This window comes from Seonamhaeicola marinus (genome assembly GCF_008085455.1).
In genome coordinates this window covers 375,595-401,283 of record NZ_VSDQ01000409.1, presented here as the reverse complement: position 1 = coordinate 401,283, position 25,689 = coordinate 375,595, and the positions used below count along the sequence as shown (strand labels likewise).

The 25,689-nt window shown below is 34.1% G+C and carries 12 protein-coding genes; 9 read left to right on the top strand and 3 right to left on the bottom strand.

The features are described 5' to 3' along the window. Positions 1 to 483 precede the first annotated feature (483 nt). The 8 genes from FUA24_RS06780 (at position 484) to FUA24_RS06745 (ending at position 17,871) form a co-directional block, all read left to right on the top strand. On the top strand, positions 484 to 2,073 hold the full coding sequence (locus FUA24_RS06780) for a hypothetical protein (protein WP_148540854.1): 1,590 nt from the start codon (positions 484 to 486) through the stop codon (positions 2,071 to 2,073). A 1,021-nt stretch (positions 2,074 to 3,094) separates the two neighbouring features. Further along, positions 3,095 to 6,331 carry a SusC/RagA family TonB-linked outer membrane protein gene (locus tag FUA24_RS06775; RefSeq protein WP_187388197.1) on the top strand — a complete coding sequence of 1,079 codons (3,237 nt, stop codon included), beginning with the start codon at positions 3,095 to 3,097 and terminating at the stop codon, positions 6,329 to 6,331. Positions 6,332 to 6,355: 24 nt separating this feature from the next. Then, the gene (locus FUA24_RS06770) at positions 6,356 to 8,203 is read left to right on the top strand and encodes a RagB/SusD family nutrient uptake outer membrane protein (RefSeq protein ID WP_148540850.1); all 1,848 of its coding nucleotides are present in this window, start codon (positions 6,356 to 6,358) and stop codon (positions 8,201 to 8,203) included. 15 nt (positions 8,204 to 8,218) lie between these two features. Continuing rightward, positions 8,219 to 11,023 carry a SusC/RagA family TonB-linked outer membrane protein gene (locus FUA24_RS06765; protein ID WP_148540848.1) on the top strand — a complete coding sequence of 935 codons (2,805 nt, stop codon included), beginning with the start codon at positions 8,219 to 8,221 and terminating at the stop codon, positions 11,021 to 11,023. An 11-nt stretch (positions 11,024 to 11,034) separates the two neighbouring features. Further along, positions 11,035 to 12,852, top strand: a complete 1,818-nt coding sequence (locus FUA24_RS06760; RefSeq protein WP_148540846.1) for a RagB/SusD family nutrient uptake outer membrane protein — start codon at positions 11,035 to 11,037, stop codon at positions 12,850 to 12,852. 34 nt (positions 12,853 to 12,886) lie between these two features. Next, positions 12,887 to 13,756 carry a DUF1735 domain-containing protein gene (locus FUA24_RS06755; RefSeq protein WP_148540844.1) on the top strand — a complete coding sequence of 290 codons (870 nt, stop codon included), beginning with the start codon at positions 12,887 to 12,889 and terminating at the stop codon, positions 13,754 to 13,756. Positions 13,757 to 14,129: 373 nt separating this feature from the next. After that, complete coding sequence (locus tag FUA24_RS06750) at positions 14,130 to 16,640, top strand: Ig-like domain-containing protein (protein ID WP_148540842.1); 2,511 nt, start codon at positions 14,130 to 14,132, stop codon at positions 16,638 to 16,640. 391 nt (positions 16,641 to 17,031) lie between these two features. Continuing rightward, positions 17,032 to 17,871 carry a T9SS type A sorting domain-containing protein gene (locus FUA24_RS06745; RefSeq protein ID WP_148540840.1) on the top strand — a complete coding sequence of 280 codons (840 nt, stop codon included), beginning with the start codon at positions 17,032 to 17,034 and terminating at the stop codon, positions 17,869 to 17,871. Positions 17,872 to 18,014: 143 nt separating this feature from the next. Here FUA24_RS06745 and FUA24_RS06740 read toward each other — a convergent pair whose 3' ends face one another. The 3 genes from FUA24_RS06740 to FUA24_RS25415 are packed head-to-tail and all read right to left on the bottom strand — an operon-like array spanning position 18,015 to position 23,738. After that, positions 18,015 to 18,881 (bottom strand): family 16 glycosylhydrolase, encoded by an 867-nt coding sequence (locus FUA24_RS06740; RefSeq protein WP_187388196.1) that lies wholly within the window; start codon positions 18,879 to 18,881, stop codon positions 18,015 to 18,017. 46 nt (positions 18,882 to 18,927) lie between these two features. Then, positions 18,928 to 21,840, bottom strand: coding sequence for a glycosyl hydrolase 115 family protein (locus tag FUA24_RS06735; protein ID WP_148540837.1), 2,913 nt, complete (start codon positions 21,838 to 21,840; stop codon positions 18,928 to 18,930). Positions 21,841 to 21,866: 26 nt separating this feature from the next. Then, positions 21,867 to 23,738 (bottom strand): hypothetical protein, encoded by a 1,872-nt coding sequence (locus tag FUA24_RS25415; protein WP_222861326.1) that lies wholly within the window; start codon positions 23,736 to 23,738, stop codon positions 21,867 to 21,869. Between the two features lie 320 nt (positions 23,739 to 24,058). Here FUA24_RS25415 and FUA24_RS06725 point away from each other — a divergent pair, with 320 nt between their 5' ends. Continuing rightward, a complete protein-coding gene (locus FUA24_RS06725; RefSeq protein ID WP_148540835.1) occupies positions 24,059 to 25,579 on the top strand; it encodes a tetratricopeptide repeat protein in 1,521 nt (506 codons plus the stop codon). Positions 25,580 to 25,689 lie beyond the last annotated feature (110 nt).

Sequence of the window (25,689 nt, the reverse complement as noted above, 5' to 3'; positions counted from 1 at the left end):
GTTGGTTTTAGTTAAATCTAGCAGCCTAATCTAGTTCATCTTGTTATGGTTGAATCTAGTTTAGTACAACTAGTAAGTAAGGGGTGTAAATACCAAAATTTATTCTCCTTACAGCTAAAACTTAAAATCCAAGAAAATTAATCACTGCAATTAATTATGTGCAAGTTTTTGTAAAAAGGATTCGCATTTAAGTAAGTCCAAATATACTTTTAAGGAAGAAGGCTTATTGATATGTTCAAAATATCTGTCTATGTGTCTACTGCTTCATGAATTATTATCTCGTAGTTCTCTTGATTAGAATAAATATGTTAATTGTTTGTTTTTGAGTGTGCTGTGTTGGTTTTTGAATCCGTTTTTCACTCAGCATATTGCGGTAAAAAACTTAGAATTTACTTAACAATGCATATTTTAAGTTTTAAAAAAACTTAACAGATTATATAATTTTTAGTTTTGTTTAATGTCTAAATTTTCAAAACAAGTTAAATGATAACATTAAATAGTTATACGCTACGAGAAATTTTATACCTATTTATGGGGCTTATGTTTTCTTGTCAACTTGCACAAGCCAAAATATCAAACTTAGTAATAGACAATTATAATACGATTAAAGATGCTGCCGTTGTACTAGATTCTAATCCAAAAGAGGTAAACACTAAAGTAATTGACACTTCAGATTATGTCTTAGATCTATTGAATAAAGGCGTAAACTTTAAAAAGAAAGGACACTATAGTGCTGCATATAACTTATTATGGGAGGCTTTAGTGATAGCTGAAGTTTCAGAGGAAAATAAGGTTTTAGCAGAATGTCACTACGAAATTGGTATGCTCTATGAAATTTTCAACAATTTTGAAGAAGCTATTAGCCATATGACAATGGCTCTGGAATTAAGAAAAGAACTTTACAATACAGAAGAAATCTCTCAAAGGGACCTTATAAGAAACTACTTTGGCATAGCAATCAGCTACTCCAGGTCTGAAAACTTTTTAAAAGCAGAAGATTATCTTGATTCTTGTGCGGTTATTGCCAATCGTTATAAAGTTAACCCTAAATACATTATGGCCGAAAGAGCAAATATTGCTATAAAGGGTGAAAATTTAGATAAAGCCGAAAATTTATTAAACCAAGTCATGCCATATTTTCTAGAAAGAGAAAGTCCTTATAAGGTTATGGTTGATATGTTTATGGGGAATTTGAAGATGAAGCAGAACATGTTCGATGAAGCCCAATTTCATTATAATAGAGGTTTAATAAATATGGATAAATATGATGCACACATAAATTTTAAACCTATAATACTTCAAGAGCTTTCAAAAATTTATGAATATAAAGGAGATGCTCAAAAGGCCTATGAAGCCATTCTTAAGGCAAAAGAAAGCAATGACTTATTGTTTAATGTTAAAAACAATATTGAACTAATGGAGGTAAAACGCAGGTATAGGGAAAAGATGCAGGAAAAAAATAGAAAAGTGGTTATTCAGCAAAATCAATTAGAGTTAAATAGAGAGCAAAACTTTTGGCTTAAACTTACATTAGGGATTGTTGTGTTACTAATAATTTCTAGTTTTTTGTTGGTGAAATATTGGTATCAACAAAGGAAATTAAAGGAAAAGAATGAAAAAATCATCATGAAATCCAAACTGGAAAAGGAAAAGCAAGAGGAAATAATAAACATAAGAAACAAAGAAATAACATCATATACCTTACAATTGATAGATAAAGAACGTGTGGTTGATTCTCTTTTAGATGAGTTAAAGGTGTACCAGAATGAGGTGGAATATAGAAGAACGTTTAACACTACTAAAGATGTTAGTAAAAATTTATGGGGAGAGTTTAATGAAAGATTTACGAATGTTAACGTGCATTTTTATTCGAAATTACAAAAACAATTTCCTTCGCTATCGCCGACTGAACTAAAACATTGTGCTCTAATTAAATTAAGATTTAATGGTAAAGAGATGGCACAGTTGCTTAATATTTCACTGCCTAGTGTTCATGTTGCTAGGTCTCGTTTAAGGAAAAAGTTTGGACTCCAAAGAGAGGATAGTTTAACCAAGTTTATTTCTAATATTTAGAAGAATCTATGCTTCTTTACAATCTGTATTTGTCTTACCTTTTTTTATTATGACAATACATTGCAGAAAAAAGAGATACCCTAGCAAGAAGAAATACAAAAGTTCTTATGCCAAACAAATACCATATATCTTAAAATCTCAAGAGGGATTTAGGGTTATACCACCAAGGTGATATACTTTATTATTTTAAAGTCTTTTTAGTATCAAGTTAACTTTTTCTTTGATGTAGAACTTGGTGTAGACTATGTGAAAGTGCACAATCAAACTTAACTTTCCTAATTAAATAACCGCCAAATAGGCTTTAGATGCTAAGTAAATTGGGGGAAAAACTATTTTGTCAAAATTTTAGTAGTAAATGCAGGTCAATCGAATGGATTAATTAATAAGTTAAGTTTTTGTATGCGCCTGATAAGTTTTTTTTAAGTTTTTTTTTATTGAGCAACTCTAGTGTTTATCTAAGTTTGCTGATGACCAAAATAACTAAACTAAATTAAATAAACTTTGAAAAACTCTCATATTGAATAAGGTCTTAATGCCAAATGTTTAAGGAATACACCGATGTAAATTTCCAAACTATGCAAACATTGTACATTAAGAAACTATTTAATGCTAATCTGAGTTTAATTATTTAAAGGCATTCAGAATTTTTACTTTTAATGACTTTAGATTTTTAGATTACAAACTAACTAAGTATTCAATTTTAGAATACTTCTTCATCGAGATAGATTTCTGGTTATTTTAATTATTTAGTGTTGTATTAACAGAACAACTAACTAACAAATAATAATTAAAAAAAGTATGAAATAGGAAAACTACGAAACTAATAAATCGTCCTTCACAATTAACAGACTTACATATTAATCTAAAATAAAAAACCGGAAAATGCGGACACATCAACCGGTTTAGGACGTGATTAAATTAATAACCAACGTTAACAACTACAAAAGTAATGAAAAACCTTGTTCTTCAAAGGGAAACTATTCTCTTTTTGTTACAATGCAATTTAAAAATGAAATTGACTATGATGTTTGTAACACTAGTCATTTTTCAAACATATGCAGAAGCGTCTTCTACTATTGCAGATTTACCACTTAATGCAAAAAATGAAGAAATCAATTTAAATATATCTGATAATTTGGTTAAACCTAAAAAGGCAAAACCTGCAGATTTAAAGAGTGAAAATGAATTAGTTGCTAAGAAAATCTCTCAGCAAGGAAAATTTAAAGTAAGTGGAATTATTTCAGATGAATTTGGACAACCATTAACTGGAGCCAATGTAATCGAAAAAGGAACTATAAATGGAGCAACTGCCGATTTTGATGGTAACTTCGTAATTAATGTCACCAATGGTAATGCAACACTAGTAGTGTCGTTTCTTGGTTTTGTAACTAAGGAAGTATCAGTTAACAATCAGGCCAATATAAATGTTACATTAAAGGAAGACCTCTCTGAGTTAGATGAGGTTGTTGTTGTTGGTTTTGGTAGCCAAAAGAAAGAAACAGTGGTTGGGTCTATTACCCAGGCTAAGGGAGAAGAAATTCTTAGAGCGGGTAATGTTGGTACAGTGTCTGAAGCACTTTCTGGTATCATGCCCGGTGTATCCACAATGCAAGCAGCAGGACAGCCAGGATCTACAGCTGCTAATATATTAATACGTGGACAATCTACATGGACTAATAATACACCTTTATTTATCGTAGACGGAGTGGAACGTGATTTTAATGATCTTGATCCAAATGAAATTGAATCCATTTCGGTTTTAAAAGATGCCTCAGCTACTGCTGTTTTTGGTGTTAAAGCAGGTAATGGTGTAGTGGTTGTAACCACAAAAAGAGGTAAGAAAGGTGAAACTAAAGTTAACTTTTCTACAAGTTGGGGTATTAAATCGCCAACAATGGATACAGATTATTATGCCGATTACGCTACAACATTAGAAGCATTTAACGAAGCAGCTATGAATGACGGCTTCTATGATAACTTAGTACCTCAAAGTGTAATTGATACTTGGCGAGATCCGAATAGAGATAAACGCTTGTATACGTATACTACATGGATAGAAGAGCTGTTAGGCACTGGTGTTGCATCTCAGCATAACCTTAATGTATCTGGAGGTAATGATTTTGTTACCTATTTTACATCTTTAGGATACCAACACGATGGTGACGTATTTAATCTTGAGAAACAAGATGATTTAGACCCTAGAACATTTCAAAAACGTTACAACTGGAGAACCAATTTAGATTTTAACTTTAGTGAATCAACAAAGTTTAAGGTCACTTTAGGAGGTAACTTTAAACAGTGGAATGGTAACTCAATTACAAGGTTAACGAATGATGGGGTAGCACCAGGAGGTGGAGATAGCTTTACCAGAGTTTGGCAAACACCTATGGCTGGTCCAATACCTGTCTTAGAAGATGGAAGATTCACAACTATATTAGGAGCCACAGTAAATCCTAACTTTGCTAGAATTCAAGAAGAAGAACAGTGGAAAAGACGTAGTAATACTATGTACACGGATTTTCAGTTAGTTCAAAACATAACGCCTAACTTTAAAGCTAGTGCTAAACTGTCTTATAACTTCAGTCAGTCTTATAATACTGGAGGTGGAGCAGCAATTCGTAGAAATTTACTGTATTATTATTATGACGAAGATTTAGGTGATTTCACTTTAGAAAATAATCCAGATGCTGTAGAAGGTCCACTTGTAGTTAGAGGTGAAAGTATTTCAGGATCAAGTAATAGCCTTTACTACGAAGTTAGGTTAAACTATGATAAAACTTTTGGAGAAGATCATGATGTTGGGTTAATGGGATTATTTAACAGACGTAGAGCTCAAAGCAATACCAATTTCTCTCGATTTGAAGAAGCTTGGATTGGTAGAGCCACCTATGGGTACAAGGGTAAATATTTAGCAGAATTTAATGGAGCATATCAAGGTAGTGAAAACTGGGCACCAGGATTACGTTTTGGTTTCTTCCCATCTGCAGCTATTGGTTGGGTAGTGTCTAAAGAGAAGTTCTTCGAAGACAACGTTAAATTCCTGGACTTTTTAAAGTTTAGATATTCTTATGGTGAAGTAGGAAATGATAATGTTAGAGTTGGTGGACAAGAACGTCGTTTTCTTTACCAATCGGTTTTTGAGTCCAGAAACGCAAACAACAATGCATTCTACTATGGTGATCCTCTAATAAATTACGGAGGTGGTAGTTTTAGTATTTTCAGAGAAGGAGATCCTGCTGTACCCGCTAATACCTGGGAAACTGTTACAAAACAAGATTTAGCAGTTGAATTTGGAACCTTAAATAACAGGTTAAGAGGTACAGTTGAACTTTTTGATGAGAAAAGAAAGGATATCATCATGGAGCGTCGTACAATAGCGCCTTGGTTTGGTAATTCATCACCTCTGGCAAATATTGGTAGGACTAAAAATCATGGTATAGATATAGAATTAAAGTGGAATGATAGAATAGGTAAAGATTTTCAATATTTCGTTAGAGCTAACATGTCTTTAACAGAAAGTAGAATTGTTGAGCGTGATGATCCTGCAGCTACCGATGAACATAGGAGATTAGAAGGAAAGCCAATTGGTTGGACTAGTGGTTTAATTTCTGATGGATTGTATCGCTCTTGGGATGAGGTTTACAATAGTACACCTTCACTTTGGATAACAGACGATAAGAATGCCATTCCAGGTATGTTAAGCTATGTGGATTATAATGGAGATGGAATTATAAATGATAATGACTATGTGCCAATTAATGACCCGTCTTTTGCTACAAAATCTTATGGTTTTAGTTTAGGGTTTACCTATAAAAACTTTACTGTACATGCCCTGTTTAATGGTATGTTCGATATCTCTAAAAACCTTGCTAACATATACTTGTTTGAGTATGAAGCAGCTACAGTAACTGGTTTCCAGTTTTTAAATAATGAGCAAAGAGATGCATGGTCATTTAGTAATCCAAATGGAAAGCACCCTGCATTAAGAACTACAGGTTATGGTCATGATACACAAAGAAGTACTTATACCAATAGATCAAGTGATTTCTTAAGATTTAAAACTATGGAGATCAAATATAAGTTTGGTAAAAAACTAAACCAAGCTATAGGTCTATTTGATTCGTTTGAAGTGTTTGCTAATGGTAATAATCTGGCTACTTGGTCTGATTTACCAGATGAGTTCGATCCTGAACAAAGACAATTACTAGTATATCCACTTGTTAGAAGATACAATTTTGGAGTGAGAGCCTCATTCTAAATACTTAAACAAAATATAAAGATTATGAAAAGATATTATACAAGATTACTGTTGGCGTTAACCGCAGTATCCATTTTAATTTCGTGTGAAGATTATTTAGATGTGAGCCCTGAATTAGGTATTAGTTCAGAGGAAGTTTTTACAGATTACTTTAGTGCAAGAGGAGCTGTTGATAGAGCAAGTCGTTTAATACATAACTCAGTTTATAACGGTACGGACTGGTCTAGTGAAATAGGAGCTATGTCAGACGAATGTCAAATGGCACAAGCAAGATTCCCAACACATAGAATATTAAATGCTGGTGTGTGGATGAACTCAAATACCAAAGAAATTGGTGGAATGAGATACATCGGTGCAGGTGGAGAATTTAATGGCAGTGACTTTAGTACAGAGCCTACATCTAAAGCATTCTTAGCAATACGTGCAGTAAATACGGTTTTAGAAAATATAGACCAATTAGAAGAATATCCAACCGAATTAGGATTTTCTCCTCAAGAGCTAAAAGATCAGTTAGTTGGTCAAAGTTATTTTCTTAGAGCATTCCATTATTTTCAGGTTATTAGGAGATATGGTGGTTTTCCAATCTTAAACAAAGTTTATGATACCAGTCACGATTTTAATGAGGTAAGACCTTCATATTTAACATCTACAGACTCTTTGGTTGCAGATTGTGATAGAGCTATTCAAAGACTACCAGAACGATGGAATGATCAGAATAATGGTAGAGCTACAAAAACCTCGGCAAGAGCGTTAAAGGCTATGGCACTTTTATATGCCTCAAGCCCTTTAATGAATCCTGATTTAAATCCTTACGGATCAAATTCAAGAACGTATAATACAGCTTATGCTGAAAAGGCAGCTGCAGCTGCTGCAGATGCAATAAATAGTTTCACTGCAGGTGGTTATGAGATGTATACCATGGAAGACTACAAAGAAAATTGGCTTAGTAGAACTCCTGGATTTCCTAAGGAAGCCATAATTGTACCGCCATTCTCAAGGCATTCAGATCCAGCTGGAGGTTTGGTTGGGCAAGGCTGGATGCTACCTCAATTTGCAGGAGGTTGGTTTGCTGAAAGTCCACCTACACATAATGCTGTAGAGTGGTTCGAAACGGCAGATGGATATGATGTTAATGACCCAGATGCTATTGCTAACGGAAGTTTTGATCCAACCGATCCTTACTCTAATAGAGATCCAAGGTTAAAAACACTAATATTTACGCATGGTGATGAAATGTTTGAAGGGTTACCAAACCCAGGAGATACAAGAATAAGAGTTTTAGATGCAACAAATCCGAGTGGATGGCATTACAACTTTGATGTTTCAAAAAACAAAATGTTTACTGGATATTACCATAAAGGTAAGCACCGATGGATTGGATGTGATAGATGGAACCGCAGAGGTGGTTGGTACCGTTCTTTTCCTCATATAAGAGTAGCGCAATTGTATTTAGATTATGCAGAGGCTGTTAACGAAGCTTATGGTCCTAATGGAACGGCGCCAGGAAGCTCTTTAACTGCTGTTGAGGCAATAAATGTTGTTAGAAGTAGAGCTAATATGCCAAATGTATTAGCAAAATATACTTCTAGTAAAGATGAATTCAGAAAAAGAATTTACAATGAAAGAGCTGTAGAGTTATTTCATGAGCAACACAGATGGCATGATTTAAGACGTTGGAAATTAGCTAAAGAGGTATTAGGAGAGGGTAACATTTATTCTGTAGACATAAGAGTGGTTAATGGACAAACAGTTTATGGTAAAAAAGTAATCCAAAATGCCATTAGAGTCTTTGAGGATAAACATTATTGGTATCCATTCCCTCAAAATGTTATGGATATTATGACAGAATTTGAACAAAACCCAGGCTGGTAATTAAAATTAAAAAAAATGAAATACTATATATTATTATTTTTAACGGCCTTTATGGGGGTTGTATCTGCACAGCAGAAAAATGATACGGTAAAAGTTAGAGTAGATTCAGATAAGGTTGCTCTTCCCTTTGCTCATATTGATAAAGATAAAGTTGTTGGAGCCATAGACGTTATAGATGGTAAAGACCTTTTACATTCTTCAGACTATAACGTAGAATCAATATTAGCAGGACAAGCACCAGGTTTAATTGCCTTTGAAGGGAGTGGATCTCCTGGATTAGATAACACTTGGATGAAAATTAGAGGGCTTTCAAGAGGAGGTCAAGACGATCACCCTTTAATTGTAATTGATGGTATTGCCAACAGAGCATTATCTAGTATCGCTATAGATGAGGTTGAAAGCATTCAAATATTAAAAGATGCTACAGCTAAAATGCTATTTGGAAGTAAGGCTGCTAATGGTGTTATTATGTTAACGACTAAACGTGGTTATAATGGTAAATCTAAAGTCTCATTTTATCACGAATATGGCGTAAAAACACCATCTAGATTACCAGAATATTTAAATTCTGCGCAATATGCAAGTTTATATAACCAGGCCAGAATTAATGATGGATTAGATCCAATTTATTCAGCTGAGGATATAAATAACTATGCTAACAATCCATCGGTGTTATACCCTAATGTGAATTTTTATGATGAACTATTAAAAAAGAGTACTTCTTTTCAAAGGTTCAATGCCCAATTAATTGGTGGAGATGACAGAACCAAATACTTTTTAAATCTTGGTTATATTCATGAAGACGGACTTGAAAACCAAGGAAAAAACCAAAAGTTTGACCGTTTTAATATTCGTGGTAACCTAGATTATGATGTAAATAAAACAGTCTCAATGTTTTTAGATTTGGCTGGAAGAATGGATGTTTGGGATAGAGCAGACATAACTAATGGTGCTTTCTTTGGAGCTTTATCTTCGCATCGTCCAAATGACTACCCGCTTTATGCAGGAGCCGAGGGAGATAAAGATAATTTGGGGTATAGCCCAAGAGTAGATACTAACCTTTTAGGAGAACTAGCAAGATCTGGCTATGTAAACAACAAAAACTACTATGCTCAAACCAATTTAGGTATAGATTTCAACTTAAATTCCTTAGTAAAAGGACTTAGTGCAAGTGGGTATGTTACTTTTGATGTTTTCAACAATATAGCCATTGGTAAATCTTTAACCTATTCAAGAATTAGATTTGATGACCCAAATGATTTATCTGTAACCACTAGGATAGGTACTGATAGACTTGATGGTGATGAGGATAGAAAGGGAGATAACTCTACACAGAATTTAGGGATAGTTGCTAAAATAGATTTTGAAAGATCATGGGGAGACAATGATTTACTAATTAATTTGGTTGGAGTTAACCAAACACTTACTAGAAAATCTACTTTAGATGGTCCTACAACTCAGCAAGATGACAAAAGTGCTAATATTGGAGCAAGGGTAAACTATACCTTTAAAGACAAATATACTATTGAAGGGTCTTCATCTTATATGGGCTCCGATAAGTTTACTAAAGAAAACCGTTGGGGGTTATACGGTGCTGGAGGTTTTGCTTGGTTAATATCTAATGAGGACTTCTTAAAAGATAGCAAAAGCATAAACTATCTAAAACTTAAAGGATCTTATGGTATTATGGGCTATGACAGACAAGGTTCCGGAGCTTTTGATTACTTATTGTTTAGAGACTTTTATCAAGGTAGTGGTTCTTTTAGAACAGGACCTCAAAATTCGGCTGCAGAGTTTGGTTGGAGAGCTGGTCAAATAGGAAATCCAAGTCTTACGTTTGAAGAGTCTAAAGAGCTAAATTTAGGTATTGAAGCCCGCTTGTTTAACAATAAAATAGATTTAGAAGTAAACTATTTTAATGAGTTAAGAACTGGAATTCCTGTTGTATTAAGAAATGCATTACCAGACTATACAGGAGAACTAAAACCAATAGGTAACTTTAATGAAGTATCGAATAAAGGTGTTGATTTATCTATTGGGTATACAGATAATATCGGAAACCTGAACTTTTCACTAAGAGGAAATCTAATTTATTCCAAATCTGTTAATGAAGTATTCGATGAAATCAATCAATATGCACACCTTAATAGAACAGGACAAGTAACAGATGCTATCTGGGGATGGCAAGCAGATGGTTTATATCAAAACGATTCGGATATAGCAAGTCATGGTGTAACATCTTCTTATGGAGATATCATTCCTGGTGATATAAAGTTAGTTGATATTACTAATGATAGAGGAGATAATGTCATAGATCAATTCGATAGAAAGAACATTGGTAATTGGTTCCCTAGAGTAAATTATTCATTAAATCTTAATCTGGAGTATAAAGGTTTAGAATTATATGTTCTAGGTCAAGGAACTTCAGGATCTGATAAGCTATTAAACAACTCATACTATTGGAACACGGGTGAAAATAAATACTCTGTTCAAGCTTTAGGTTCTGCAACACCAGGTGCTGTTGCTGGGGCAACTTCGCCAAGACTTACGTCATTATCAGAATCTCATAGTTATCGTGATTCTAGCTATTGGCTAACAAGTGGAGACTTCTTTAAGATTAGAACAGCAGAATTGGCTTATAATTTTTCAGAGCGAATTAGCAACAAATTTGGAGCAACAAACTTTAGACTCTTTGTTAGAGGTAATGATTTGTTAACAATCTCTAAAATAAAAGATTTAGATCCTGAAAGTTTAAATTCCGGAATTAACAATTATCCAGGGTTTAGAACATTGTCATTAGGTTTAAAATTAACGTACTAAACTAGTTTGTTATGAAACAAAAGATAAAAAGAAAAGAAAACCCTAATCAACGAATTCAAGGTGTTTTCAAAAAGAAATATTCAATGAGAAATTTAGTGTTTGTTTTAGGTGTCTTAGTTATGTTTTCTTCCTGTGAAGATTACTTTGATCCTAAATTAACAAATGAAAGAACATTTGATGTGCTTTTAACGCAGCCAGATAATGTTAGAGGTTTATTAACCTATGCGTACAGAGCCATTCCGTCTAGTTATGATACCTTCAATTCAGATTTTTTAGATAGCGCAACAGATAATGCACTTTCTAATAATCTTACAAATAATATCAATCAGATGATTACAACTGATGGTTTTTGGACCGCAGTTAATAATCCTTTAGACAATTGGCAGGCAAGATATGACGACTTAAAAAATGTGAATTTATTCATGGAAGTTGGTTTAGATGGTACTGTACAATATTACAGATCTAATCCTACGAGAGATGAGACGTATAGACAGCGTTTAAAAGGAGAGGCGTTCTTTTTAAGAGCATATATCCATTTTGAATTGTTAAAAAGGTTTGGAGGCGTTGATGTAAATGGTCAATTAATGGGAATACCTTTAATGACAGCGAGTATAGATATTGATAATCCGGACTTGTTGAATTTACCAAGAAATACCTACCAAGAATGTGTACAGCAAATATTAGATGATATTAATACTGCACTTGGAGCAGGATTACCAGAGTCTTATACAGATGTTGATCCAGATTTTGATGAAACAAATTTAGGAAGACCTACCACTGTGGCTTGTAGAGCATTAAAATCTAGAGTACTATTATATGCAGCTAGTCCAGCATTTGAAACATCTACTTACGCTGAGGCAGCTCAGGCCGCTAAAGACGTTATTGATGTTATAGGAGCTACATTACCAGATGCCTACAGCGTTAATAATATTAACAATGTCTCTGATGTGTATTTTAACAATGATGAGAGTGATGAGCTAATAATGAGAAGAGTTAGTGGAGAGGCAAATGGTAATACAAATGCATTAGAGAGAAGTCATTTTCCTCCTGGTGCTGGTTTAGAAGGAAATGGTAATTGTAACCCATCTCAAAATCTTGTAGACGCATTTCCTATGGCAAATGGGTATCCTATTACAGAAGGAGCAAGCGGTTACAGTGAAAGTGATATGTATGCGAATAGAGATCCACGTTTTTACATGACCATTATACACAATAATCAATCATTCAAAGGTAGAACTATTGAGACGTTTCAAGGTGGCGCACATATGGTTGGAGCTCCTGGTGTAACCGTAGAAAACGCAACAAGAACAGGGTATTATTTAAGAAAATGGATTAGCACAGATGCTAATTTAGTTTCGGGTAACGTTGTAAATGACGTTCATTATAATGCCATCTTTAGAAAAGCAGAAATGTTTCTAAATTTTGCTGAAGCAGCTAACGAAGCTAATGGTCCAGATGATACTACTTATGGTATGTCTGCCAGAGATGCTATTGCTGAAATTAGAAGAAGAGCAGGTATTGCTTCGGGTGGAAGTGATGATTATTTAGCATCAATAACTACAAAAGAAGCTATGAGAGAATTAATAAAGAACGAGCGCAGAATAGAACTTTGTTTTGAAGGTCATAGATTTTTTGATTTAAGAAGATGGGAAGATAATTTAAATCAGCCTGTATCTGGTGTTACCATCACAGATAATGGAAATGGCACATTTAATTTTAGTAGATCTACTATACTAACGCCCAATTATAAAGGGTTTATGAATTACGGGCCAATTCCTTTTAATGAAATTTTAAGAACCGATAATATCACTCAAAATCAAGGGTGGTAATTTGATTAAGTTAATAATTTGAAAATTTAGAAAAATGATAAAAAGAATAGCAGTACTTATGTTTATCGGAACTTTTGTGCTCTTACAAGGGTGTTATGATGACTATAAGGAGGATTTTGAATATACAACAACGTACTTTCCTCGTCAGTTTCCATTAAGAACTTTAGTTGACGCCGATGGAGAGGATTTAAAATTTGAAGTAGGTGTCGTTTTAGGAGGTAAATATTCTAATGATACTAATGAAGAAGTAGGCTTTATTGTAGAAGATACGTTATTAGATGCCTATCCAGAGTTAACTAAACTACCAGATAATTATTATTCTATGAATGCTAGTAGTTTTACAATCCCAAGCGGTAAGTTCAAAGGAAGTGTTCCGGTTACTCTAGATAAAGATTTGTTTATGAATGATGCGCTGGCCGTAGGGAATAATTATGCTTTACCACTTCAATTGGTGACAACAACTACAGATTCTATTTTGCAGGACAGGCATTATACTATTTTAGTATTGAAATACTTTAATAAATACCATGGATGGTATTATGTAAAAGGTACGGATACTAATACACAAGATAATAGTGTTGAAACCTATTCAGAAACAGATTTAGTTGAAAACGAGGATATGTTGTTACAAACCATAGCCAAAGACTCCCTAGCCGTACCTTATGCTGGTAATCCTGATGTTTCTGGACGTGGTATGAAAATGCAAATATCTGAAAATGGTAATGTAGTATTGTCTGATGGCTCTGGTAACATATCTTCATTAAGTGGAACGGGAACCTACGATTCAAGTACAAGGAATTTTGTACTGCAATATAACTACACAGATGAAAATGGTGCTGTACATGCTGTAGAGGAGGAACTTATTTACAGAAATACAGAACTTAATTTAGAAGAGTGGCAATAAAAATATTTAAAGTTTAAATATGAGGATTTCTACAGAAAACAAGTAAATGTTAGAAGTTTTATTATTTAGTTAGTTTGAGTTTTGGAACCCTAAAGAAATTTAGGGTTCTTTTTTCCAATGTATTTAAAAAAAGGAAGACAGTCTTTTGTTTACAAAATATGTGCATTGCTTTAACCAAGTAGAAGAGATCCTCAAATTTATATAACAAGAAAACATCTAAATGTAGAACTTCAAAGAAGTTCTCATAAATAGAACTATCCTATCCCTAGTACAATCATCAATTATAGTGATGAATTAGAACAGATATCTCCCCTTTTGCATCTTCCTACCTTCTTGTGTTAACAACTGTATAAACATTCTAAAAAAGATAGTAATGAAACATTTTATTAAGATTAATGTATTCGTAATATGCGCATTGTTTTCTTTAAGTACACAGGCACAGTTTTATGAGAATACTACCGGGTATACAGAGTTCAATGCCTCCTCTATGGGGTACCCAAGCCAAAATCAGACGTTTTGCGATGGTGTAGATAGACCCAACCAACAGGCAGATTGTAAATTTAAAACCTGGGATAAACTACCCGATGGAACCCCTACACCTGGTTTGGTTAAAGTAAAAAAAGCTCCTACAGTAACAGGTAATCCAGATTTGGATTTGAAGAATGATTTAAACCAAGCAGGTTTGAGTAATGGATTGACCACAGAACTTCTGGATTCAAAGGCTAGATTAGTTGAAGGTTATTTCAAAAAAAACATTGCAGAACAGGCAGGAGCAAAAAATACACTCAATAACCTTAAGTCAAGGCCAGAAACGTATACTGGTTCTGGAACTATAATTAGTTCCCTAACGCAACTTAATAGTTTTAGAGCCGCTATAGCGCAAGATCATGCTTCAATGACTACGTATGTTTTTAGAGGGACTATAGATATAGATCAGGGTGCTCCTATTCAAGTAGGTAGCAATACGACACTTGTTATAGATGGCATATTGATTTCGGATAATGAGATACCCAATACTGGCGCAACTGCAGGTACTCCAAGAGGCGAAAAAGAAGGTGGTATAATTGAAATAGTAGGCCCCAACAATAGCAATAGAAAAAACAACGTGAAAGTCATTGGAACAAAAAGAGGTCAACTTGAGTATAAGAGACAAGTTGGTAATGCTATTTATGCAGAATTTGTAAATAATCTAGAGATTAACGGGGTCGAAATGTATAACTGCTACAATAGCCTCCACCTAAAACAAATATCTCAGAATAGTATTGTACAAAATAATGTGATAATGGATGACGGAAGAAGAGCTATTCATATGAAAGTTTGTAGAGACTTAGTCGTTAAAAACAATTTAGTTTTTGACGCATGGCAAGATGGCGTTGATATAGATGCATTTACAGAAAGGGCAAACGTAATAGAAAATCTATTAATTAAATGTGGTAATAGGTTTATGGTATGGACTGAAGTATCATCAACCAATAACCTCATAGAGAATAATGTTGGTATTCATTACGAAGGAGATGATAGTAACGGAGGGTTCTCTGAAAACGGGTCTAATAATGATTGGGAAAAGCCCACGGCTAACAATACATGGAGGTATAACCATGTATTCTACGCTCATGATGGATTATCTGGAGTTAAAATGAGAAATCAATTTCAAATTAATAGGCCAAGTTGTACTTTTTTTAAAAACTATGTATGGACATTAACCAATTTACCATGGCATAACCCTCAGCCTCACGATAACATAAAGGATGATGTCTATTATTTGTCAAAAGAAGGTCCAGACCCTAGTCCTTTTACTGTGTCATTTGTAAAACCCAATAATTTACAAACTTTCGATGTTGGTAGCAATCTGGAAGTTGAAGTAAATGCAAATGATGAGGATGGAACTGTTACAAATGTGAAGCTATATTTAAATGATGCTTTAGTCCGTCAAATAGATACGGCGCCATATGAGTGGGGAGAGCCAGGACAAAATGACAATGTATTAGCGAATATGCAAGATGGGACTTATACCTTAAAAGCCGTAGCTACAAATAATGTTGGAGCAACCAAAGAAAGTACGATTTCTGTTGTGATTTCGGATGATGTGGGCGATAGAACGTTAAATATTGAATATGTGTCTGTACCTTCCGTTTTTGCAGGTGATGGTGCAGGTAACTACGGCCCCGCTGTAGGGCAACCAGACTTGGTTGTTAAGTTTTCAAATATCACTTTAGATAATTCTAACGTTACAACCGCAGGTATGTTCTCTCCGATACGCTTAACATCAAATATTCAAAACAGTTTGTCAGGTAAAACCATAACCAGTACAAATATTACAAGTATAACCAATAATCCAGGAGCTCCTAATGCAGGAACACCTTTATTGGCACCTCAGGGTGTTAAACCTGGGGGAGCTCTGTCTTCTGAAACTTACGTCCTTGAAGGCCCTACGGTTTTCGATAATGGTGATGGTACTAGCGATGTTTCCGTCACACTTGTTTTTTATAGATGGGAAGGAACTTATGTTAATGGTCAGTCGTATACTATGGTGAATAGATGGTTTTCAACCAAAGAAGGAGATGCAGATGGTTTGGAATCTATTCCAGTTGTAGATAATGGAAGCGGAACTTTAGTCGTTCAAGGCATGACATATGATTCTAGTGCAACTTTAAGTACTAGCTCTTTAAAAATGATAAGGTCTTTAGTAACTTCAGCTAATCCTGTAGAGACTAAAATAACATTTGCAAATAACTCAAATGGAGCGAGTTTTTATATAGCCAATATGTTAGGTGTAATTGTTAAAAAAGGTACATACACAGATACTATTGATGTTAATGAATTAAGTAATGGCGTTTATATTCTAGCAATAAGAGAGGGCGTGTACAAATTCGTGAAAAAGTGATTGCGTAAAAAGAAGATGATACTTTTTTCAAGTAATAGAAAACCGTTTAAGACATATGTCTTAAACGGTTTTTTTTTAACCATGTTAGGTTTGGATATGCGAAATAATCTAAGCGCTCCTAATAACTAATTATTTTTTAAAACATAAGGTTAGGCATAAGACAAACTGGAGAAAAATCTTTTAGTGTAATTAATTTTCTAGTGAAAAAAAATGGCGATTGTATTTTATTTAGAAATTAAGAGGTTCAAAAACTTACAAAATACTTAACAAATGCTTTTTGAGGTTTTAAAATGTTGATTTGTATTGGTTTACTTTTAGGTAGTTGTCTATTTTGCTTTGTGAGATTAGCTAAAGTTTGCTTTAGATTATTTACTAACTTAATTAATTCATTATGAAAAAAATTACACTGTTTTTATTGCTTTCAATGTATTGCATGTTACTTAAAGCGCAAACAATTGAATACGTATCTGTACCAGCAACTTTTGCTGGTGATGGAGCTGGTAACTATGGCCCTGCTGTAGGGCAACCTAATTTGGTAATAAAATATACCGACATTACTTTGTCCAATGCAAATATTGCAACTGCGGGTCTTTTTTCGCCAATACGTCAAACCTCCAATGTACAAGCTAGCTTGTCTGGAGAAACAATTACTGGCCCTAACATTACCAGTATAACAGGTAATCCTGGTGCTCCTAATGCTGGTTTACCCATATTAGCGCCTCAAGGTGTAGCACCAGGAGGAGCTTTGGCTTCTGAGAGTTATATTCTTGATGGACCAACCATTACAGATAATGGTGACGGTACTAGCGATGTATCTGTAACTATTGCGTTCTCGAGATGGGATGGAACTTACACAAATGGAGTGCAATATACCATGGTAAATAGGTGGTTTTCAACTAGTGAAGGTGATGCTGATGGACTGGAATCCGTGCCTGTTGTAGATAACGGTAGTGGGACATTAATAGTTCAAGGTATGACATATGACTCTAGTGCTACTTTAAGTGCAACTTCCTTTAAGAGTATTTCTTCTTTGATTTCTTCGGCTAACCCAGTGGAGAAAACAATCACTTTAAAAACTCAAGGGAAAGGTTCTAGCTATTATATAGCAAATATGCTAGGGGCTATAGTAAGAAGAGGAACCTATACAAAACATATAGATGTTGAGGGACTAAAACAAGGGATTTATATTTTATCTGTGCAAGAAGGTGTTTATAAATTTGTTAAGAAATAATTTAATGGAGTTTAGTCGTCTGGAAATTTGCTTTCAGACGACTTTCTCTTTTTTATCCTAATGCAAAGCATCCAACAAGAAAGTTACTCTTGATAAATTTAAGGACGAAAAATAGTTAGGGTCGTCTCAAATACCAATTATCCTTATTTAGAAGTTTTTTGTCTAGGGTCTTTTGGATAATCTGTGTTTTTATCTCCTTTGGAGATGCCCTCTCCACCAGTTATACCTCTTTTATCATGTCTTAGTTTAAAAGTACGAACCCAGTCAACATATTGTGTGTTTTTAGTTGAATCAGCTAAGTCTTCCTCTTTAGGTGCACCCCACCAACCAAAAACTTCCATATCAAAAAACATGTACATGGGTTGTGTAAACTCACTTTTTGTAGTTACACGATGTACTTCTTTTCCATCCAAATAAAAGATTATAGTATGTTCATCTTTCCACCAAACACCATATACATAGTAAGTTTCATCACAAGCATAAGGTTTAAGAATAGCACTGCCGTTGTGCCAAGGTGATTTTTCATCATTTTCCCATCCGTTAGCAAAGTAATGCGTGTTTACAAGCATTCTATAACGGTCTTTGGTATGGTTTGTTGGCTTGCCAAAGTTTTCAATAACATCAATTTCTGATTCTGATCTATTTTGAAACCAATATGCTCCTGTCATAGACATTGATGGGCACCATATTCTTGCCTCCGAATAGTACCCTTTTTCAAATTTTGGGTTTTGAGACGAAACGCAAGCTGCATCAATTCCTTTCTTACCTCTAGTAGATTTTAATCTTAAAGAACCATTTTCTACCCAAACATTATAAGGCCTAAAGGTACTACCTCTTCCTGTCCAGTAGGGATGGTAATTACGCCATTTTTTAGAATCTAAACTATTTGCGTTAAATTCATCGGATAAGGTTTCAACTAATTCCCATGACTTTCCAGTAGGTGCTTTTGGTTGCGACCATAAGCTAAAAGATATGCAGATAAAAGCCCATGTAAATAGTGATTTTTTCATAATCATGTGTTGTTTTGGATATGTAATTACTTTATAAACTGTTTGTCTATTTTATCTGTGTAGTCTCTGGTCCTAAATACGACTGTTTTAATCCACCAAAGTCCATAACGGCTTTATCTACAACAACCCCAGGATCTAAATAATAGATTTTTAAGGTATGCTTTCCTGGCTTTGAGATATAATGAGAACTGGTATGAATTGAAGAATTTCTGCGTACATTTTGTCGCCATCTATCACTATCAATAGCTGCGCCAACATATATGGTTTTCGGAGATTCTTCATCTACAGAAATAGCAAAACGATGTAACTCAAAGCCATTAATAGGGTAGGTTGGAAGTACGTAAGTTGAAATATCAAATCTACCAGAATTAAAGGTGTAGAAGTCATACTCTACATGAGCAAACTTATCGCTTTTGGCCCAATGTCCGGCTGATTTAGAATGGTTGTTTTCTGTCGCCAAACTAGCTCCTGTTATACCTAATCCGTTCTTAATAATCCAGTTTACATCGTCTTTATCTAACTTTCTGTGAAATTTTTCTAAAGGAATGGATATGTAACCATTTTTCTCAACGAATAAACTTTTACTTTCTTCTATTTCGGGGATTTGTGTCTTAAAGGCTTTTACGAAAACCGTTTTTTCATCGTTACCGGCATTAATAGTTATTGTCCCGCTATTGTTTTGAGTTAATAGTTTTGGCCAATTAATAGAAACTAGAAGGCGTTGTTCCTTTTGGGTTTCTCCAGAAGTTTCACTAATCGTTATCCAATCTGCACTTGTTGAAGCCGACCATCTTAAAGTTTCAGTTCCAGTGTTAAAGATATCTATAGTGTAAGTTTCGTTGTAGTAAGAGGTAAATACAGGAAGCGAATAGGGTGTATTTACACCATTAATAATATCGTTTTCTTCTACAATAATACCTAAACCGGCTTTTTGCGAAAGTGTAATTTCTTCATATGGAGGCATAAAAGCAAACGTAGCACCAGTTGATTGCACTTCAGACATCATTTCTTTCCATTTCCCTCCGCGTAAGGCTTCATATTCATGCGTAATAATACGTGTACTATCATGATAAGCCTTAATTGATTTTACGAGATCATTGGTGCCTGCATGCCCTAATTTGGCATACCACCTATTCTTTTGAGCCAGTAATAGCTTATGGTTCATATAATGGGCGCCCTTAATGGGGTAATACACTAGCTCGTAAAAAGCAGGTTGGAGTTGTTCTGGAATTTGTTTTTTTAGTTCCGATACCTTTTCGCTTAGTATCCTAAACTTTTTAAGTCTAAGTTCTGCCTCTTTATAGTTAGTAAAACTAAAATTGGTATCTTCTATGCGTTCTTTCCACCTTGTACTTGAATATTCTTCACCCCAACCCATGAATTCTGGTTTACGTACAAAATTGTTTTGATAAAAATCATACATTAAATCAGAACAAGCCTTTCCAAATTCATTGCCAAATGCCTCTTTAAACCAATTATCCATATGGTTATAGACTGTCTCATGATTTACGGTATTTACATTCCAAGCTAAATCAAGAAAGAAATTAGTATTATATTCAGAAGGTTTAATATCGCCTACATTAACCATCCAAACTCTATCAGCTTTATAGTCATAGGCTTTTTTCATCTCTTTGTAAATAAGAGCTGGGTTTGTTGTATTAAGCCAAGTATACTCATGAGGATTACCTAAGTAAGCAATATGGTAATAAACCCCACTTCCTCCTGAACGGTTTTGTTCAATAGGATCGCTTAGTCTTCTAATGTAACCATAGTTGTCATCTACCCACATAAGGGTAATGTCTTCTGGAACTTTTAAACCATTGTTATACAGGTGTAATACCTCTGCGTATGGAACAAATATTTGAGGGATTTGTTCAGGAGATTTCTCTAAATGTTTCTCTAATATATCTCGCTGGTCTTTTATGGCCTTTTCTACCAATTCAATTTTCTTTTCTATGGGGAAATCACCCTCCATTTTGTGGTCGTGAATTCCGCGTATACCAATAGTATAAAGATTTTCATAAGGCGCGTTTTCAGACACACGTTTATCAAGAATGTTACAAATGCCTTCGCGATTTGTAGCATAGTTCCATTCTCCCATAGTCTTTTTATCCCATTCTGTTGCATTATTAAAAAGCAATGGTTCGCAATGAGAAGACCCCATAACAATACCGTAGTTGTCTGCTACTATTTTGTTTTGTTCGTATTTATTAAATGCCCCCGAGCATTCGTGCATTGCTGGCCAGAGGTAGTTTGCTTTTAACCTTAAAAGTAACTCGCAAACTTTAGCGTAGGTTTTAGGGCCAATATCACCTAATTCTGGTTCAAAGGTTTTTGAGCTCCAAGGTTTTAACCCCCAATCTTCATCGTTTATAAAAATACCTCTGTATTTTACATCAGGAGATTTGCTCTTATGAATACCACCTTTTACAATAACTTTATGTTTCTTTTTAATTGGCACATCGCTCCACCAGTACCAAGGGGAAACTCCCATTTGTTTAGATAATTCGAATAATCCATAAGCGGTGCCGCGTCTATCGCTACCAAAGATTACAAGTGCTTTTTTATGCTTAGCCCAAGGGTTTTTTATAGTTTGTATACTATACTTTTCCCAAGCACCTGTCATTCCAGTGGTGTCAATAGCTTTTAGTTCTATGAGTTTGGCTATTTCTTTACTCTTGTTTAAAGAGCCAATAATAATGAGGTTATCTTTTCTTAGGTTTCTTGAATGAATTACTTTAGGCTTATCATTACAAACTGCGTTAACATCTTCAATAAAATGTTGAATAGAGAGATGAATTAAGTTATCATCTTCTTTATCAAAAAGAATTCTAGCGGTATGTCTACCATTATTAAGGATGAAATCATTTTTTTCAGCCTTATGCTTTATTAGGTTTTGGGAATAAGAGCTAAGACTAAATGTAATGTAAAAAAACGTAAATAAACTGAATAATCTCATAGGAACATTAGGTATTAGAAATACGCTTATTTATTTAATTTAGCGACGATTTTATCAAAATTAATGTCCTTGTAAAGGATAACTTTATCAATTTCAAGGAATTCAGAACGTCCCGATAACTGAAGCGTATAGATACCTGGTTTGTTAAATTTTACCTTCATCCAGGGTTGGTCTCCATGTAAATCTAGTTGACCATTACATTTAAAACGCTCTTTACTTCTTCCTACAAACTTATGAAAGCCCGTAAGTGGTTTGCGGCCTATTTGCGTGGCATCAGGAAAATTAATCCAAGCATCATTAGATTTATCACCTTCGGCTTCAAGAGGCTGTCTCATTAGCCATTTTACTGTGTAAGTTCCTGGCGAGGAAATTTCGAATTGTGAAATAATTGTTTCTTTAGAATCTACTTTTTGGTAATTATTTGGTCCAAAATAGGTAATGTATTTTTGTCCGCTGGCTATATTATCCTGTACCATTTTCCAGTGTCCATGTAAATCGAATTTCTCACCTTCAATTGTAACGATTTCACCTTCTTCTTTTTGTGGGATATCTTTTTCTACACAATGAAAATTTAATTTAGTCCACCTACCACGGGAGAATGCAAAGGTGTTTCCTTCTGGTACTTTACCATTAGAATGAGAATTAAAAGCAATTTGAATATCGCTGGTTGCATTTAATCTTACATTCCTGAAACTGTGTTTTTGAGGAGTATAGTCTTTGTGGGAGCTTTTATTGTTAACTTCTCCAATTAGTTTACCATCAACGAATAATTTATATGAAGATTCTCCATCTATTTCGTTTAATGTGGTAAGGGTAATGTAATACAGACCTTTAGGAGCATTTAGCCTTACTTTACTTGCGGCATAGACATTTTGGTGTTTAGAGGCATCAATAGCCATTGCAGTCCTATGAGGGTCTATATATGGCTTAGCATATCCAGGGATTTTAATAATAGGGAAGTCTTTAGTGGCGTCCAAGTGAAATTTGCCATTGGCATCTAATGTTTTTGTCTTAGCAATACCTTGTACTGAATTGGGAATGCCATTACCAAAAAATGCTTTAAATTTTTTAGGAGAGCCGTTTTCGTCTTTAGTAAGTAACCAATATAGCATACCAACATCTGAAATATCGGCTTTACCAGTGTCATGAGCTTGCATTCTTGAATATAGCCAACGCAAACTTTCATCTTTATGATCACGCATCCAGTACCAAGGCGAAAAATCTTTTCCAGAACACCAAAGGATGTTAGGTGTTCCACAGGCATTTTGATCTTTAATTTTATAATATTGAATGCGGTTATTGCAAAGCGTTTTTATATCTGCCCAGGTGCGATGCCATTCGCGTCTTTTTTCATTTTCATTAAATCCACTATGAGAAATTAATTTAACATGGCGCAATCCTTCAATACCACCAATTTCAATTGTTTTTTCAACAACTTGATAGATGAATTCAGAAAGACCAGCATGTAAAAAATAAAGAGGGTCTTCTTTTGTAGATTTAGCCATTTCTTTGGCCAAATGCAATTTGGCATCCTCTTTATGTGTTGTAACGTCAAAAAAGTTATTTGCGTTAAAATGCCACCTTATAATTCCGCCATCGCAACTTATTTTATTTTGATTCTCATAATCAGGACCACTGGGTGCGTCTATAAAATTATTATATGAAAAATGAACTAGTTTATCTTGTAATTCCATTTTAGCCAAAACGGCAAGTATTGCTGCGTTGGCTCCCCAGTCATCTGGGTCTCCAATAGGCCACTTGTAGGCGTGGTCTGGAGCGCTATTGCCATCTGCGCTTATAGCAATTCTGTTGTTCTCGTAATTGTAAGTTTGAGCAAAAATTTTGTTTTGGATACAAAAGATCGAAATAACTATTAAAGTTATACTTTTTAAGTTCATGTTTATTTATAAATTAATTGGTTTAGAAGCTATGCCTAATGCATTTACATGCCTAATTTTAATCGTACACAGCACCTACAAAGCTCTAGATATTTACTTCCTTTAAAGGGTTTTAAAACTTAGTATTAACTTAACAAGACCAGTTTTAGGGTTTACAAAAACTTTATTGCTTACCATATTTTTTATTTTTGAAATACTAGTGAGCTTTAATTAAGCTAATATTTAACATGCAGAATATGAGGGGTAAACAGTTATTTTATTCATTTTTTTTATTGATGTTGTTTTGTGGAATTTCAAATGTTTGCGCAAGTTCAGTTAAAATGAACTTTGTATTGGAACTTAACAAACAGCATTTCAGAGAGATGGGAAATAGTCAGATAATTGAAGATGACTCATTTCAAAATCTTGATGAAAATTTAGAAGATGATAAGTTCAGGGCCAAGTTTATTAATAAGCTAATGGATAATGCTGACAGAGAAGAAAACTCGGGAAGCTATACAAAGGCTTATGATTATTTATGGGAAGCCTTACTTATAGCTGAAAAATATAATGATACTAAGTTTTTAGTAAGGTGTCATTACGAATTAGGGTTGCTATACTTAGTGTTTAATAAAGAGGAAGATGCTGTGGGGCATATGCAGCAAGCACTCAATCTTAAAAAGGAACTTCATAAACTTAACATTGTACCAGAGCGAGAGCTTATAAGAAGTTATTTAGGTTTGGCCGCTAGTTATACGCGTTCTCGAAAATTCGAAAAAACCAATAAGTATTTGGATTCTTGTTTGGTAATTGCAAAAAGGAATAATGTAAAACCTTATTACATTTTAGCTGAAAAAGCGAACATCGCTATTTTGCAAGGTAAATTGGAGCAAGCGGAAGGGTATCTTAATCAAATTAATCCTCATTTTATTGATAGTGGACATAATTTTGAAGTTATTGTTTTATGGTTTAATGGAAACCTAAGATTTAAAAAAGGTGAATTAAATGAAGCGGTTGGCTATTATACAGCATGTTTAGATGCTATTAAAAAATACAATGCTCATAACGATATTAAACCCGAAGCTCTAGATAAACTGGCAAAGATATATTCAGAAAAAGGAATGACTAAAGAAGCTTATTCCGTTTTGTTAGAATCTAAAAAATTAAACGATAGTCTTTTTAGTGCTAAGAATAATGGGAACCTTTTAGATGTAAAAAATAAATACAGGGAAGTTGTACAGCAGAAGAATGAGGCAATGGCTAAGCAACAAAAGCTCTTAGAACAACGAAAGGAGCAAAATTTTCGACTTAAGATTTATTTGGCTTGTATTGTTTTGGTGATAATAAGTGGTGCCTTACTTATAAGATCATGGTATCAGCGTAAAAAGTTTATAGACCATCAGCAAAAGGCGGAAATGAAATCCAAACTAGAAAAAGAAAAACAGGCAGAGGTTATCGTAGTCCAGAACAAGGAAATTACATCTTACACGCTTCAATTAATAGATAAAGAGCGAATTATAGATGAGCTTTTAGATGAATTGAAAAAGTACCTTGATGAGAATAAGTTTAGAAGAACCTTAAATGCAACTAAGGATATCAATAAAAACCTTTGGAATGAATTTAACGAACGCTTTACTAAGGTCAATTCAGAATTTTACAAAAAACTTCAAAAAAGTTATCCATCACTTTCGACTACAGAGTTAAAACATTGTGCACTTATAAAACTAAGTTTTAACGGAAGTGAAATGGCACAGTTGCTAAATATTTCAGTGCCTAGTGTACATATTGCAAGGCACAGGTTAAGAAAGAAATTTGGTCTAAAAAGAGGGGATAATTTAGCAAAGTTTATTTCGGAAATATAACAGATAAACAATTACAGAATTACTTCGTTTAACTTAAGGTCTAATTTATAGTCATAATAAGAACCTTAAAAACGTTCTTAGTCATTATTTGAATTGAAATGATTAGTGGT